The following is a 14,645-nucleotide window of genomic DNA, read 5'->3' as shown; positions in this document are numbered from 1 at the left end:
GGCGGGGAGGTGCGCGCCCGCGTCGGCAGGCGCTCGGCACCGGACCGAACCTACCCCGTGGGCCCACGACGGTGCGCGCGCAGACCCTCACACGTCCTCGCGACGCTTTGTGGGGTACGCACAAACGTAGACTGGGTCCGTGAGCACACGACGTGCGGGCGGACGGTCCCCGGAGCCCGTCCCGAGCATCACGGCCGCCCCCGAGCCGCTGGCCGAGGACCAGGCGCGCCGCACGCGCCGGTACCTCGTCCAGATGGGGATCCGCGTCGTGTGCCTCGTCGCGGCGGTCGCCGTGTGGAACGTCCTGCCGTGGCTCACGCTGATCCTGGCGGTCGCGGCCGTCGTGCTGCCGTACATCGCCGTCCTCGGCGCCAACGCCGGTCGCGACCAGGTCCACTACGAGACCTCTCCGATGGAGCACCGCGTGCTGCCGCCGGGAGAGGTGCCGGGCGGGCACGGCCTCGGTCCCGGCCCGACCTCCGGGGGCGAGCGATGACGGACGTGCTCGGCCTCGCCGACCCGGTCGGCGACGAGGAGCTCGTGTGCAGCGCCAAGGGCTGCCGCGAGAGCGCCGCGTGGGGCCTGCTGTGGAACAACCCCAAGATCCACACGCCTGAGCGGCGCAAGGTGTGGCTCGCGTGCGACGCGCACCGGGAGCACCTGGAGACCTTCCTCGGCGCGCGCTCGTTCTGGCGGTCGACGGTTCCCGTCGACGACCTCGAGCGCCGGTCGGCACCGTGACCGCAGCGCCGACCGACCCGGGTGCGGCTCCCGCCGCCCCGGGCCCGACGCCGCAGCGCGCCACAGCGGACGCGCACCAGCCGCGCACGCCGCGGCAGTGGGTGACGCTCGCCGTCGGCGTCGTGGTGCTCGTCGCGCTGTGCCTCCTCGCGGGGCGCTGGCAGTGGAACCGGTACGTCGCGCGCGACGCGGAGATCCAGCAGATCGAGGCGAACTACGTGTCCGACCCGGTCCCCGTGGCCGAGCTCCTGCCGTCGCCCGGCGCGCCGCTCGACGAGGCCGACGTGTGGCGGCCCGTGACCCTCGAGGGCCGGTACGCGACAGACGGCGCGGTCCTGCTGCGCAACCGCCCGGTCGGGGGCTCGCCCGGGTTCCACGTCCTCGTGCCGTTCGTCACCGAGCCGGCCCCGGGCGCGCCCGAAGGGCTCGTGGTCGTCGTGGACCGCGGCTTCGTGCCGCTCGGCACCGACGCGGTGACGCCCGGCGACCTGCCCGCCCCACCGGAGGGCGAGGTCCGGGCGACCGTCACGCTGCGGGCCGACGAGCCGCCGTCGGGCCGGGACGCGCCCGCCGGGCAGGTGCAGGCGATCTCGACCGACCAGGTGCTCGCCGCCGGGCCCGACGGCGCGGCGTGGGCCGACGGCCGGACGGTGGGCGCGTACGGGCAGCTGCGGTCGGAGGACCCGGCGCCGGCCGAGCCGCTCCAGGCCCTGCCGAAGCCGGACACGGACCCCGGGTCGCACCTGTCGTACGCGTTCCAGTGGGCGGTGTTCGCGCTCGGCGCCGTCATCGGGTTCTGGCTGCTCGTGCGCCGGGACCGGCGCGACGCGCGCGGCGAGGAGACCACGCTGACCGCGGGCGACCTCCTCGCCGCCGACGAACCGGGCGCCGCGCGCGACCGCCGCGACGCACGCACCCGGCGCCCCACGGCGGAGGACGAGGAGGACGCGCTCGTCGACGCCCAGCTCGACGCCGCGCGTCAGGCGAGCGAGACCAGCTCCGCGTAGCCGTCGTTCCAGAGGTCCTCGTCGCCGTCGGGCAGCAGCAGGACGCGCTCCGGCTCGAGCGCCTCGACCGCGCCGTCGTCGTGGGTGACCATGACGACGGCACCCTCGTACGTCTTGAGCGCGCCGAGGATCTCCGCGCGCGACGCGGGGTCGAGGTTGTTCGTGGGCTCGTCGAGCAGCAGCACGTTCGCGGACGACACGACGAGCGTCGCCAGGGCGAGCCGCGTCTTCTCGCCGCCGGACAGCACGCTGGTCGGCTTGTCCGCGTCGTCCCCGGAGAACAGGAACGAGCCGAGCGTCGAGCGGACCTCGGTGTCGGTGAGGTCCGGCGCGGCGTGGCGCAGGTTCTCCACGACGGTCACGTCCATGTCGAGCGTGTCGTGCTCCTGGGCGTAGTAGCCGATCTTCAGGCCGTGCCCGGGGTGCACCTCGCCCGTGTCCGGCTTCTCGACGCCGCCGAGGATGCGCAGGAGCGTCGTCTTGCCCGCGCCGTTGAGCCCGAGCACGACGACGCGGCTCCCCCGGTCGATCGCCAGGTCGACGCCCGCGAAGACCTCCTGCGACCCGTACGCCTTGGACAGGCCCGACGCGGTGAGGGGCGTGCGCCCGCACGGGGCGGGCTTCGGGAAGCGCAGCTTGGCGACCTTGTCGGACTGGCGCTCCCCCTCGATGCCGGCGAGCAGCTTCTCCGCGCGCCGCATCATGTTCTGCGCGGCCACGGCCTTGCTGGCCTTCGCGCGCATCTTCTCGCCCTGGGCCTGCAGCACCCCGGCCTTCTTCTCGGCGTTCTGCCGCTCGCGGCGACGCCGGCGCTCGTCCGACTCGCGCTGCGCGAGGTAGGCGTCCCAGCCGAGGTTGTACTGGTCGAGCTCGCCGCGGTTGGCGTCCAGGTGGAACACCTTGTTGACGGTCGCGCGCAGGAGCTCCGTGTCGTGCGAGATGACGACGAAGCCGCCGGAGTACGCCTTGAGGTAGTCGCGCAGCCAGATGATCGAGTCGGCGTCGAGGTGGTTCGTCGGCTCGTCGAGGAGCAGCGTCTCGACGCCGGAGAACAGGATGCGCGCGAGCTCGACGCGGCGGCGCTGCCCGCCCGACAGCGTGTTGAGCGGCTGCGCGAGCACGCGGTCGTCGAGGCCGAGGTTGTTCGTGATGCGGTGCGCCTCGCTCTCCGCGGCGTAGCCGCCCGCGGCCTGGAAGCGCGCCTCGAGCCTCGGGTAGCGCTCCATCGCGGCCTCGTGCGTCTCGACGTCGGCGCTCGCCATGGCGCCCTCCGTCTCGCGCATCTGGCGGACGATCGAGTCGAGGTTGCGGGCCGAGAGCACGCGGTCCAGCGCGACGACCTCGAGGTCGCCCGTGCGCGGGTCCTGCGGGAGGTAGCCGATGTCGCCGCCGCGCGTGATCTTCCCCGCCGTCGGCTGGGTCTCCCCCGCGAGCGTCTTGGTCAGGGTCGTCTTGCCGGCGCCGTTGCGCCCGACGAGGCCGATCCGGTCGCCGGAGGCGATCTGGAACGTGGCCTCGTGCAGCAGGACACGGGCGCCGACACGCAGCTCGACGCCGTGGGCGGTGATCACGGGAGGGTCCTCTCGGGTGGTTCGTGGTGCCCGACGGCGGCCGGTCGCCTCGGCCTCGGGACAGGCGCAGGGCCGTCGGAGGGTGGGACCGGCCCGCGGTGGGCCGGGTCGATTCTACGGGCCGGGCGGTCGGTCCACCGGACTGCCCGTCCGGGGGCCTGCCGACGGCCTCGGCGGTACGTTGTGCTCGTGACGTTCCAGGAGGGTGGCTCGTTCGAGGGCGGACGGGTCCGCAAGGGTGGCGGCGGAGGCCGCGGACCGATGATCGCGGGCGGCGGGATCGGCGCCGTGCTCGTCGCGCTCGCCATCGCGTTCTTCAGCGGTCAGACGGGCATCGACCTCGGCGGGCTGACCGGCGAGGACGGCGGAGGGTCGGACGCGCTAGGCGAGGGGCAGGCGCAGGCCGTCGGGGACTGCACCGCCGAGCAGGCCAACACCGACCTCGAGTGCGAGCTCAGCGCGACCGCGCAGGCGCTCGACGCGTACTGGGGCGAGGCCCTGCCCGCCCAGGCCGGAGTCCAGTACGAGCTCCCCGAGGTCGTGAGCTTCACCGGCCAGGTGTCGACCGGCTGCGGCTCCGCGACGAGCGCCGTCGGGCCGTTCTACTGTCCGAGCGACCGCACGGTGTACATCGACGTGGGCTTCTACGACGACCTCACGTCGCGCTTCGGCGCGAACGACGGCGGCCTCGCGCGCATGTACGTCGTCGCCCACGAGTTCGGCCACCACATCGAGCAGCAGGTCGGCGCGATGGAGGCGGCCGACCGCAGCGGCACCGGCCCGGAGTCCGACTCGGTGCGGATCGAGCTCATGGCCGACTGCCTCGCGGGCATGTGGGCCGGGCACGCCGCGACGACGGTCGACCCGGACACCGGCGTGACGTTCCTCGAGCCCGTCACGGAGCAGCAGCTGCGCGACGCGCTCTCCGCCGCGTCCGCCGTCGGCGACGACCGCATCCAGGAGTCCGCGACCGGTCAGGTGAACCCGGAGGCGTGGACGCACGGCTCGAGCGAGCAGCGCCAGCGCTGGTTCACGATCGGCTACGACGGCGGCACCGTCCAGGACTGCAACGCGCTCGACGCCCCCTCGCTCTGACCTCCGCGATCGGCGTCAGAGCTCGATCGAGTACATCCGCGAGCCGCTGACCTTCTCGTACCCGAGGCTCGCGTACAGCCCGTGGGCGCCCGACGGGTTCTCGGTGTCGACGTCGAGGCTCGCGTACTGCATCCCGTCCGCCTCCATCGCCCGCATGGCCGCCGCGAGCGCCGCCACGGCGACCTTGCGCCCGCGGTACGCGCGGCGCACGCCGAGCAGCTCGGTGTAGCCGAACGTGTACCCGCGGACCGGGAAGTCCTCGTCGTAGCGCCCGGCCATCTCGTACCCGACGACGAGCGGCGCGCCGGCGCGCAGCGCCGCCGCGGTCTCCGGGTCGGTGTGCGGGTCGGCCACGAGCGCGTCGACGTCGGGTGCGTCGTCGACCACGAGGAACGACCACTGCGGCGCGAACTCGCTGCGACCGTGCGTCCAGGCCTCGGGGGTGCGCGGCTCGCTGCCCCAGTGGTCGCGGAACGCGTCGTTGTGCGCGAGGCGCGTCGCCTCGTCCAGCTCCTCGGACCACGGCACGACGCGCAGCGACCCGTCGAGCGGGACGTCCGGGACCGGGGCGGCGAGGTCGCGGCGCAGGTCGGAGTAGAAGCGGCGGGCCTCGAGCCCGAACCGCTCGTAGAGCCGGGCCTTCGACGGAGGGTCGGTGTCCTCGCCGTACACGGCGAGGCGGGCGGGCAGCTCCTTGCCGCTCGCGGCGAGCACCTGGCGACCGCGTGCGAGCGTCCAGGCGAGCACCTCGCGGCCGACGCCGCGACCGCGGTGCGACGCGTGGACGCCGCCCCACAGGAACGCGCGGACGGTGTTCGTGTCGCCGGGGTGGGTGTCGACGAGGGCGTACGCGCGCAGCGTGCCGTCGGCGTCGACGCCGACGAGCGAGTCCGTCTCGAACGCGCGCCACGGTGCGGTGAACAGCTCCTCGACCTCGGCGAGCGTCTCGCGGTACGGCTCGGCGTCGCTCGCGGCGATCTCGTTCTTCAGCGCGAGCAGGGCGGGGGCGTCGGCCGCGACGGCGGGACGCCACGTCAGGTCGCCCGCCGTCACGGGCGGGAGGGCCGCGGGCGCCGCGGCACGCTCGGCGAGGGGGGCGAGCGGCGCGGCGGTCGCGCTCGTGGCAGGGCTGGAAGGCATGCGGACCACGCTAGGCGAGGGACCGGCGTCGGGCACGCACATTTCCCGGCGTCCGCCGCGCGCACCACGGGTGAGACGTCGCTCCGGGCCGTCGCGGTCGGCGTCTAGGCTTCCCCCATGCCGACTGCTGCCGTCCAGGAGATCGCCGACGCCCGCTCCCGGGCCTTCGCCGAGGCGCTGCGGACTCGCGTCGTCGTCGCCGACGGCGCGATGGGCACGATGATCCAGGCGCAGGACCCGAGCCTCGAGGACTACGAGGGGCTCGAGGGCTGCAACGAGATCCTCAACGTGTCGCGTCCGGACATCATCGGCTCCGTGCACGACGCGTACCTCGAGGTCGGCGTCGACGCGATCGAGACGAACACGTTCGGCGCGAACTGGTCCAACCTGTCGGACTACGACATCGACCACCGCATCCGCGAGCTCGCGGCGGCCGGCGCACGGATCGCGCGCGCGCGCGCCGACGCCTTCACGACGCCCGACCACCCGCGCTGGGTGCTCGGCTCCATGGGACCGGGCACGAAGCTGCCCAGCCTGGGGCACACGACGTACGCGCACCTGCGGGACACGTTCGCGGAGCAGGCCGCCGGCCTGCTGGAGGGTGGCGCGGACGCCATCCTGGTCGAGACGAGCCAGGACCTGCTCCAGACCAAGGCCGCGGTGAACGGGTCCCGCGCGGCGATGCGCGACGTCGGGCGCTCGGTCCCGGTCATCGCCCAGGTGACCGTCGAGACCACGGGCACGATGCTCATGGGCTCGGAGATCGGCGCGGCGCTCACGACGCTCCAGGCGCTGAAGGTCGACGCGATCGGGCTCAACTGCGCGACGGGCCCCGCGGAGATGAGCGAGCACCTGCGCCACCTGTCGCGCCACGCGGAGATCCCCGTGACGTGCATGCCCAACGCGGGCCTTCCGGTGCTCGGGCCCGACGGCGCGTCGTACCCGCTGACGCCCGACGAGCTCGCCGCCGCGCACACGCAGTTCGTGCAGGAGTTCGGGCTCGGGCTCGTCGGCGGCTGCTGCGGGACGACGCCCGAGCACCTGCGCCGCGTGGTCGAGGCGGTGCGCGGGCGCCCGGTGGCCGAGCGGCACCCCCAGCGTGAGAACGGCGTCGCGAGCCTGTACTCGCACACGGACCTGCACCAGGACGCGTCGGTCCTCGCGATCGGCGAGCGGACGAACGCGAACGGCTCCAAGGCGTTCCGCGAGGCGATGCTCGCGGAGAACTGGGAGGAGTGCGTCGAGATCGCGCGCGCGCAGACGCGCGACGGCGCCCACCTGCTCGACGTGTGCATCGACTACGTGGGCCGTGACGGCGTCGCAGACGTGCGCGAGGTCGTCTCGCGCCTCGCGAGCGCGTCGACCCTCCCGCTCGTCGTCGACTCGACCGAGCCGGAGGTCATCGCGGCGGGCCTCGAGCTCGTCGGCGGGCGCGCCGTCGTGAACTCGGTGAACTTCGAGGACGGCGACGGCCCGACGTCGCGGTTCGCGCGGGTCATGCCGCACGTCGTGGAGCACGGCGCGGCGGTCGTCGCGCTGACGATCGACGAGGAGGGCCAGGCGCGGACGACCGAGACGAAGGTCGCGATCGCGACACGCCTCGTGGAGACGCTCACGCGCGACTGGGGCATGCGGGTCGACGACATCATCGTCGACGCCCTGACGTTCCCCATCGCGACCGGGCAGGAGGAGACGCGCCGCGACGCGATCGAGACGATCGAGGCGATCCGCGAGATCACGCGCCGCTTCCCCGGGATCCACACGACGCTCGGGGTGTCGAACGTGTCGTTCGGGCTCAACCCGGCCGCGCGCACCGTGCTGAACTCGGTCTTCCTCCACGAGGCCGTCGAGGCGGGCCTGGACTCCGCGATCGTGCACGCGGCGAAGATCCTGCCGCTCGCGCAGATCCCCGACGAGCAGCGCGAGGCCGCTCTCGACCTCGTGTGGGACCGGCGCCGGTACGACGACGAGGGCAACCTCGTGCACGACCCGCTGGCGGTGCTGCTCGACCTCTTCGAGGGCGTGGACTCGGCCGCGCTCAAGGACCAGCGTGCGGCCGAGCTCGCCGCGCTGCCCGTCGGCGAGCGCCTCGAGCGGCGCATCGTCGACGGCGCGCGCAAAGGCCTCGAGGACGACCTCGACACCGCCCTGGCCGACGGCATGAAGGCGCTCGAGATCGTCAACGACCACCTGCTCGAGGGCATGAAGGTCGTCGGCGACCTGTTCGGGCGCGGCGAGATGCAGCTCCCGTTCGTGCTGCAGTCGGCCGAGGTGATGAAGACGGCCGTCGCGCACCTCGAGCCGCACATGGAGCGCGTCGAGGGCGACACGGGGAGCAAGGGCACGATCGTGCTCGCGACCGTGCGCGGCGACGTGCACGACATCGGCAAGAACCTCGTCGACATCATCCTCACGAACAACGGCTACACGGTCGTCAACATCGGCATCAAGCAGCCGATCTCGGCGATGATCGAGGCCGCCGAGCAGCACGACGCCGACGTCATCGGCATGTCGGGGCTCCTCGTGAAGTCGACGGTCGTCATGAAGGAGAACCTCGCGGAGCTCGCCTCGCGCGGGCTCGCGGAGCGGTGGCCGGTGCTGCTCGGGGGCGCCGCCCTGACCAGGACCTATGTCGAGGACGACCTCGCCGGGCAGTTCCCCGGCGTGGTGCGGTACGCGCGCGACGCGTTCGAAGGGCTGCGGCTCATGGAGCCGCTCGTGCGCGTCGCGCGCGGCGAGTCGGCCGACGCCGTCGGGCTGCCCGCGCTGAAGAAGCGCCGGCACGCGGTCGTCACCGTGACCGAGACCGCGCCCGAGGACCTGCCCGCACGGTCCGACGTCGCGGCGGACAACCCCGTGCCCGATCCCCCGTTCTGGGGAACGCGGCTCGTCAAGGGTGTGCGACTCGCCGACTACGCGGCGTTCCTCGACGAGCGCGCGACGTTCATGGGCCAGTGGGGTCTCAAGCCGGGGCGTGGGGACGACGGCGCGTCGTACGAGGAGCTCGTCGAGACCGAGGGCCGGCCGCGGCTCAACGAGTGGCTCGACCGGATCCGGACCGAGGGCATGGTCGACCCGTCGGTCGTCTACGGGTACTTCCCCGTGTGGTCCGAGGGCGACGACGTGGTCGTGGCCCACCACGGCGGCGGGCTCGCGGGGATCGGCGCGCCCGACGGCGGGTCGGGCGGCGAGCCGGGGACCGAGCGCCTGCGCTTCACGTTCCCCCGGCAGCGCCGCGACCGGCACCTGTGCCTCGCCGACTTCGTCAAGCCGCGGTCGTGGGTCGAGGAGACCGGCCGGTACGACGTGCTGCCCGTGCAGCTCGTGACGATGGGCGCGAGCGTCGACGAGCACACCGCCAAGCTGTTCGCCGGCAACCACTACCGCGAGTACATGGAGCTGCACGGTCTCTCGGTGCAGCTCACGGAGGCGCTCGCCGAGATGTGGCACGCGCGGGTGCGGTCGGAGCTGGGATTCGCCGACGAGGACCCGAGCGCGGTCGAGGACATGTTCAAGCTCGAGTACCGCGGCGCGCGCTTCTCGCTCGGGTACCCCGCGTGCCCGGACATGGAGGACCGGACCAAGGTCGTCGAGCTCCTGCGTCCGGAGCGCGTCGGGGTCGAGCTGTCGGCGGAGCTCCAGCTCCACCCGGAGCAGTCGACCGACGCGTTCGTCCTGCACCACCCCGAGGCCAAGTACTTCTCCGTCTGACGTCCTCCCAGGTGTGTCCTGGCGGGTCGACGCAACTCTCGGGGGCCGTGACCTGCTGTGATGATCGTGAGTCACGGATCCAGCCATCGCTGGACGTATCTGACCGTACCAAGGCGTGTCGTAAACGTGTCGCCGGGAGAGCTCAGTCGAGCCATCCCGGGGCCGACGACACGAAATGCGACATGCGGCGATGCTTGAACCTCGACGCAGTACCTGGTCGGCAGCCGATGCACGCGCGGTGCGAGAGTTCTCACCTCGGCACCAGCCGGTTCATCCCACGGAGCGTGACTTGAAGCCGGTCGTAGTCGCGAGGCTTGCGTGGCCATCGGCGCGGCGACTGCCTGTACCGCTTCGCACGAAGGCCCCCGAGCAGCTCGCACGGGGGCCTTAGTCATGCGCGCACCGGTGCACGCTGGTGGAGTGGGCCCATCCCGGCCGCGGATGGGAGTACGCGGCCGGGCGGGCGGTCTGTGGGTTGGTCAGCCGACGCCGACGCCGCAGCCGAAGCCGCCGCGCCACGACCAGCCGCACCCGGCGTTGATCGGCGAGTCGCCGTCGTCGGCGTCGGGGACGGTCACGTCGGCGCCCGGGGCGGGCTCGGCCGGCTCCGCGGGCGGGTACTGCTTCTCGGCGTACGCCTGCTCGGCTGCGGCGTCGGTCTTCCAGTTGTCGTCGCAGCCGGCAGGGCGTTTGGCTCGCAGCGGCTCCAGCGCGGCGGCGATCGTCGCGTTCGTCGCCTCGACTTGGTCGGCCGGCACCGAGCGCTCGATGTCATGCGTCGCGTCCCAGGCCATGTCGGTCCAGGACTCGCAGAGCTCGGTCTTGGCGGCGTCGAGGTGCCAGTCGTCACCACAGCCCGCGGGGCGCTCGGCCAGCTTCGCGATGTGCGCGGCGCTAGCGACGTCGAACCCGCCCTCGACGTGCGCGGCGGACCAGACCTCGTCCTGCCAGACCTCGCACGCCTCGGCGGCCTGCGCCTGCGCGGACATGCCGCAGCCGGTCAGCGTCGAGGCGGCCAGGGCGAGCGCCGTGAGAGCCAGCGCGAGGCGCGAGCGGGAGGTGGGTGCAGGCATGGGGCATCCAAGGTCGTTGTCAGGTGACATCAAGATGGTGACACGAGCCACCGACACGTAACGAACCTGCTGGTCTAAGCCACGGCCTTGACGCTGCGCGGGGCGTTCAAGGCGCGCAGGAAGTCGGTCGCCTGGTCCAGGCGCGAGGCGCGGCGGGTGAACATCCCGAGCGCTTCGAGGTACAACTGCCGGGTCGGCTCGGGGTAGTTCAGGGGTCCGGTCTTGAGCAGGCGAGGGTTGAGCGCGCCCACCACCCCGCGGTGGTTGACCGAGCGCACCAGGCGCCCGGCGGACTGCTCCAGGAGCACGGAGGCGTCGGTGACGTACACCCACCGCTCGGCCGACCAGCGGTCGGTGTTGCATGGGTTCCATGATCGCCTTGACACGCGCGTCGTCGACCGGGTCGGACGCCGCACGGGGGACGCGGTCAATGGCGACGAGCTGACAGGTGACCCCGGGGGCGTCAGTGCCGGTCATCAGGGAGCGGGTCCCCACGAGCACCGACGTCTCGTCCGCACGCCCTAGCCCTGCTCAGGCCGCCAGGAGGCCACGTCGCGGTCGTTGATCGTCTGGGCCGCCGCCTGCCCGAGACTCCCTCCCGCTGCGGCCGTAGCAACGCTGGCGCTCCTCCCGGCGAAGCATCAGGTCCCGCATGAGAACATCGTCGGTTCGCCGTCCTAGTCGGCCGTCGTTTCGACGGAGGAGGAACGCAAACGCCTTGGCTACCTGACATGTCGGGCCCGGTGCTGGCCGCAGCCGCGGCGGCCGGCGTGCGGGGCATCCCGGCCACGCAGGTCACGACCGGGCGAGCCAGCGAAGGGGTCGGTCTCGGGCGGTACTCGACTCCGTCGTTGCAGCTCGCCGTCGCCCGCGCAGTTGAGCGGGCCAGGCCCAGGGCGCTACCTAGCACCGACACAAACGCAAACTGTGCAGTGCCGACGTGGGTGCACCTGTAGGGGACCGGTCTGCCCTGGTGTGGTGTGCGCCGCGGGAGCGCCTCCCAGGATCTATAATGACTCTAAACGACTCTAGAGGAGCCGACGGCGAACGCGCGCCGGTTCGACGACAAAGCCGGTTCGTCGACGTGGTGCGCGCGCAGACGATCGCGTTGAAGGTCCGCGGCCTAGCGCCCACGCACTGGCGCGCGGTCATCGGCGAGGCCTCGGCCCGCGTCTGGTCGGCGGCCCGAGCGCGTACCAGGACTGACTAGAGCGACTTCAGGATGTTGGCGCGCAACGTCTCGTACTCCTCCTCGGAGATGAGCCCCTGGTCCCGCAGCCCGGTGAGCGAGCTCAGTCGCTCGCCGGCGTCCTGGGCCGCGGGTTGTCCCGGCACCGCTGGCCCGTCGACGGGCTGCGCCGGCTGCCCGTTCATCGCGCGCGCCTGGGCGCTGAGCACGCCGTTGCCCGCGCCCTCCAGCTTCTTGATGCTCTTCATGCTCATCGCTGTCGGTGACTCCTCGTGCAGGACGTGGGTCCTGACCTCGGTCACGATCGACAGGTAGGCGTCCCCGCGCTTGTTCGACGACAGCAGGTTCAGCCCACCGGTGAGCACCGCCCCGGCGGCTCGCCCCGCCCCGGTCTTCTTCGTGATGTCCGCCGAGGACTCGATGGCGATGAGCTTCTCGTACTCCGACTTGCCCAACCCGAACGCGCCACCGACCCGGACGTAGCCGTTCTCGTAGATCGCCACGGTCTTGAGCGCGAAGGTGTCGCGGGCGACCTCGCGCCCGCACCGTTCCAAGGTCTCCTGCTCCTCGCGCTCCTTGGCCGTGTAGGCATGCTCCGCCGCAGCGGAGACGCCCTCGGGTGCGGGGTTGGCGATCGCGTACTCCAGGAAGTGCTGGACCATCTCGACGCCCTCTTGACGGTGCGTCACCTTGAACGTGATGTCGGTGCCGTCGTCCGAGGTGACGTGCACCTGGCCCTTCTTCGGGTCGTACTCGCGCGCCGTGATGCGTGGGTGGGGCGCGGCAAAACCGAGCTTGCCGTCCGCACTCGCGACTGCCAGCAGCCGCGCGTTCGTCACGACGAGCAGGTCGACCAGCGGACGGAAGTTCCGCACGCTGACGACCGCCCAGGCCTCCTCGCCTTCGAGCAGCCCACCGGCCTTGGAGAGCCCCTTGTCGACCGTCTGCTGCTTGACGCCCTTCCCCAGCTGCATCAGGACCTCTTCCTCATCGTCACGCTCACGTCCTTGGGAGGTTATCTGGCATGCGAGTGCCTGGGCAGACGGGAAGCGGGTGAGATTGCGGACCACATGGCAGGGACTTCTCCGTGCGCGCGCCCCACTCCCCCGGTGGAAGGAACAACCGGCCGGGAGGAGCAGTGACCGTGTGCGAGATCAAGGACGCCGACGAGCTCGGCCTGATGCCGTACGCCGTGCGCGTCGTGGGCTGCTGGTCCGCCAAGCAGTACGTGGCCGACACCCTCGCAGCGCACACCACGTTCACCAGGCTCGGCGAGCCCACCGACTCTCCCGTGTGGCCAGAGCAGGTCATCGAGACCGAGGTGCAGGGTGTTCGTCCACCCGGACGACGTGCGCAAGATGCTCTCCAAGCTGGAAGCGCTCGACGGGTGCCACGACGAGCGCAACGACCTGCTGGAGTCCCTCATCTTCCGGCTGCGGGTCACCACTCGCGCGACCACCTGACTAGACCGCGGAGCGGCCACGTTGCGGTGCGTCGACGGGCGTCCGATGGATCGACCACAGCGCGACGTCAGCGCACCCCTCGGCGCAGTACATCCCGCACACCGGGCACCGCCACAGGACGTGGAACCGCTGGGCTGTGCAGGAGCACGTCACGTTCGACTCGCGCGGCCGCATCCGTCCGAACGACGACCACCGGTGCCCCGCGTGGCAACCTGGCGGCGGGACGCGCACCCATCCGGTGCGCACCTGCTCCCACCTGGACCAGTCGACATCCGGGCGTCATGACTCGACGCTAGGACCGACCGCCGACACCGCAGCCGGACCCGTGCCCGCGCGCAACGGCGCTGAGCGGATCATCATGGAGAGCATGACTCGCGCACGCGTGTGCCTGGTCGTCGCAGGGGTGGTTCTGGCGGCGGCGTCGTGCTCGTCCGGCGGGGGTGAGCCCGAGGTGGAGTGCACCGAGGCCTCGCCCGAGCTCGCCGCGCAGATCGCCGAGGGGGCGAACGGCGCGGCGATCACTCCCGTCGAGACGGCCACCGTCCAGTACGACGACGACCTGTGGCTCGTGCCGATGTCCTTCACGATCGAAGGCATTGACGACACGGTGGAGACCGGGGTGTGGGCGGTGACGACACCGGACGCCGGCGGAGGGTTGACGATGTCGGTCGACGGGTTCGCCCAGGAGTTCACCGACTGGCCGCAGGCACCCAGCCCGGCGAACGGATCAGAGGAGGTGCTCGACGCGAAGACCTGCGTCGAGGAGTAGCCTCCCCCGGTGCACCCGACCGACACCGCCCGGCCCCGACCGTGACCGGCGCACCGATCATCGACACGGCGATCGCCGGTGCCGCGGTGGCCGTCATCGTCGTGGTGCTCGCCCGCCAGCGGCGTGCGGTGCGCGGGGACCGGCAGCGTCGCAACCCCGGTGCGCGGTAGCACCGACACCCCCTCACCCGCTGCGACACCCCCGGGCTCCCCCGCCCTTCGGGCGGGCGCGCGATTGCGCCGTGATGCTGGCCGCTAGGCCCTGGCGGCGGCGGGGTGCTGGCGGCCGCCGGCCGCCTTAAGAGGCTTCGGGCGCTGCGCGCCCTCGGCGTGTTGGGCGGTGCGTGCAACGGGGCGTTGTTCGTTGCGGGGATCGTTCGCCGTCAGGCAAGTCGTTTCGTGTTCGTTGCGTGGTTCTTGCGGGGCGGGGTTCGTCGTGGTGGGCGAGGCGGTGCGTGCGCTGCGCGCCCGCCGAACTGGGCCATGCCCGGAGACCAGGCTCACACCGTTGGGCGGGTCCCGGCGTGCCGGGACACGTCACGCCCGTCAACAGCACAGGTGACACCCCGACCCGACGGCCGTCGGGACTGCCCCAGCATCGGTTGACTCTTCGAGTCAGGCCGCGAGGGCCAGGGTGTTGGCAGCGTAGACGGTCTCGAACTCGATCGGGGTCATGCGGCCGACTCGTTCTTGCCGGCGTCGGCGGTGGTAGGTCTTCTCGATCCAGGTAATGATCGCCAGGCGCAGCTCGTCACGGGTGGACCAGCACTTTCGGTTGAGGACGTTCTTCTGCAGCAGGGCGAAGAAGTGCCGAGGTGTCTGGCCCGGGTCGTCGGGTGTCGGGCCATGGACTGGGCGAGGGCGTCGTCGGTGGCGTCGTGACCGAT

13 protein-coding genes and 1 pseudogene are annotated in these 14,645 nt (G+C 72.3%); 8 read left to right on the top strand and 6 right to left on the bottom strand.

The features are described 5' to 3' along the window. The first annotated feature begins 139 nt into the window (after positions 1–139). From ACWPWV_RS14470 to ACWPWV_RS14460, 3 genes are read left to right on the top strand one after another with little or no spacing between them, the layout of a single operon-like run. Positions 140–496 carry a DUF3099 domain-containing protein gene (locus ACWPWV_RS14470; RefSeq protein ID WP_454043654.1) on the top strand — a complete coding sequence of 119 codons (357 nt, stop codon included), beginning with the start codon at positions 140–142 and terminating at the stop codon, positions 494–496. Next, a complete protein-coding gene (locus ACWPWV_RS14465; protein ID WP_454043653.1) occupies positions 493–741 on the top strand; it encodes a hypothetical protein in 249 nt (82 codons plus the stop codon). The genes ACWPWV_RS14470 and ACWPWV_RS14465 overlap by 4 nt, the downstream gene beginning before the upstream one ends. After that, positions 738–1,748: an SURF1 family cytochrome oxidase biogenesis protein gene (locus tag ACWPWV_RS14460; RefSeq protein ID WP_454043652.1), complete on the top strand. Its 1,011-nt coding sequence runs from the start codon at positions 738–740 to the stop codon at positions 1,746–1,748. Before ACWPWV_RS14465 ends, ACWPWV_RS14460 begins: the two co-directional genes overlap by 4 nt. Here the strand turns inward: ACWPWV_RS14460 and ACWPWV_RS14455 are convergent. After that, positions 1,721–3,319, bottom strand: a complete 1,599-nt coding sequence (locus tag ACWPWV_RS14455) for an ABC-F family ATP-binding cassette domain-containing protein (RefSeq protein WP_454043651.1) — start codon at positions 3,317–3,319, stop codon at positions 1,721–1,723. The genes ACWPWV_RS14460 and ACWPWV_RS14455 overlap by 28 nt on opposite strands. A 189-nt stretch (positions 3,320–3,508) precedes the next feature. On the opposite strand from ACWPWV_RS14455, the gene ypfJ reads away from it, so the two are divergent. Further along, entirely contained in the window at positions 3,509–4,414 is a 906-nt protein-coding gene (gene ypfJ / locus ACWPWV_RS14450) for a KPN_02809 family neutral zinc metallopeptidase (protein ID WP_454043650.1), read from the top strand. 15 nt (positions 4,415–4,429) lie between these two features. Here the strand turns inward: ypfJ and ACWPWV_RS14445 are convergent, their stop codons facing one another. After that, positions 4,430–5,554, bottom strand: a complete 1,125-nt coding sequence (locus ACWPWV_RS14445) for a GNAT family N-acetyltransferase (RefSeq protein ID WP_454043649.1) — start codon at positions 5,552–5,554, stop codon at positions 4,430–4,432. A 117-nt stretch (positions 5,555–5,671) separates the two neighbouring features. On the opposite strand from ACWPWV_RS14445, the gene metH reads away from it, so the two are divergent. Next, entirely contained in the window at positions 5,672–9,265 is a 3,594-nt protein-coding gene (gene metH, locus ACWPWV_RS14440) for a methionine synthase (protein ID WP_454043648.1), read from the top strand. 479 nt (positions 9,266–9,744) lie between these two features. Here the strand turns inward: metH and ACWPWV_RS14435 are convergent, their stop codons facing one another. The 3 genes from ACWPWV_RS14435 to ACWPWV_RS14425 all read right to left on the bottom strand — a co-directional run bounded on the left by ACWPWV_RS14435 (position 9,745) and on the right by ACWPWV_RS14425 (position 12,501). Further along, complete coding sequence (locus ACWPWV_RS14435) at positions 9,745–10,338, bottom strand: hypothetical protein (protein ID WP_454043647.1); 594 nt, start codon at positions 10,336–10,338, stop codon at positions 9,745–9,747. A 74-nt stretch (positions 10,339–10,412) separates the two neighbouring features. Then, entirely contained in the window at positions 10,413–10,667 is a 255-nt protein-coding gene (locus ACWPWV_RS14430; RefSeq protein WP_454043646.1) for a hypothetical protein, read from the bottom strand. An 877-nt stretch (positions 10,668–11,544) separates the two neighbouring features. After that, the gene (locus ACWPWV_RS14425) at positions 11,545–12,501 is read right to left on the bottom strand and encodes an SHOCT domain-containing protein (protein WP_454043645.1); all 957 of its coding nucleotides are present in this window, start codon (positions 12,499–12,501) and stop codon (positions 11,545–11,547) included. 354 nt (positions 12,502–12,855) lie between these two features. Here ACWPWV_RS14425 and ACWPWV_RS14420 point away from each other — a divergent pair, with 354 nt between their 5' ends. The 3 genes from ACWPWV_RS14420 (at position 12,856) to ACWPWV_RS14410 (ending at position 13,929) form a co-directional block, all read left to right on the top strand. Beyond that, on the top strand, positions 12,856–12,990 hold the full coding sequence (locus tag ACWPWV_RS14420; protein WP_454043644.1) for a hypothetical protein: 135 nt from the start codon (positions 12,856–12,858) through the stop codon (positions 12,988–12,990). A gap of 367 nt (positions 12,991–13,357) precedes the next feature. Then, positions 13,358–13,759, top strand: coding sequence for a hypothetical protein (locus tag ACWPWV_RS14415; RefSeq protein WP_454043643.1), 402 nt, complete (start codon positions 13,358–13,360; stop codon positions 13,757–13,759). Between the two features lie 41 nt (positions 13,760–13,800). Beyond that, positions 13,801–13,929, top strand: a complete 129-nt coding sequence (locus tag ACWPWV_RS14410; RefSeq protein ID WP_454043642.1) for a hypothetical protein — start codon at positions 13,801–13,803, stop codon at positions 13,927–13,929. 444 nt (positions 13,930–14,373) lie between these two features. On the opposite strand, the pseudogene ACWPWV_RS14405 reads toward ACWPWV_RS14410, so the two are convergent. Then, positions 14,374–14,565: pseudogene (locus tag ACWPWV_RS14405) on the bottom strand (IS3 family transposase); the annotation flags it as partial. Between the last annotated feature and the right edge of the window lie 80 nt (positions 14,566–14,645).

The sequence above is a fragment of the Cellulosimicrobium sp. Marseille-Q8652 genome, from assembly GCF_965112045.1.
This window is presented reverse-complemented; position numbering and strand designations above follow the sequence as displayed.

Excerpts from the sequence above, each read along its gene's own strand:
- ACWPWV_RS14415 (WP_454043643.1), top strand. The coding sequence starts at position 13,358 with ATGACTCGCGCACGCGTGTGCCTGGTCGTCGCAGGGGTGGTTCTGGCG.
- ACWPWV_RS14435 (WP_454043647.1), bottom strand. The coding sequence starts at position 10,338 with ATGCCTGCACCCACCTCCCGCTCGCGCCTCGCGCTGGCTCTCACGGCG.
- ACWPWV_RS14445 (WP_454043649.1), bottom strand. The coding sequence starts at position 5,554 with ATGCCTTCCAGCCCTGCCACGAGCGCGACCGCCGCGCCGCTCGCCCCC.
- ACWPWV_RS14465 (WP_454043653.1), top strand. The coding sequence starts at position 493 with ATGACGGACGTGCTCGGCCTCGCCGACCCGGTCGGCGACGAGGAGCTC.
- ACWPWV_RS14425 (WP_454043645.1), bottom strand. The coding sequence starts at position 12,501 with ATGCAGCTGGGGAAGGGCGTCAAGCAGCAGACGGTCGACAAGGGGCTC.
- metH (WP_454043648.1), top strand. The coding sequence starts at position 5,672 with ATGCCGACTGCTGCCGTCCAGGAGATCGCCGACGCCCGCTCCCGGGCC.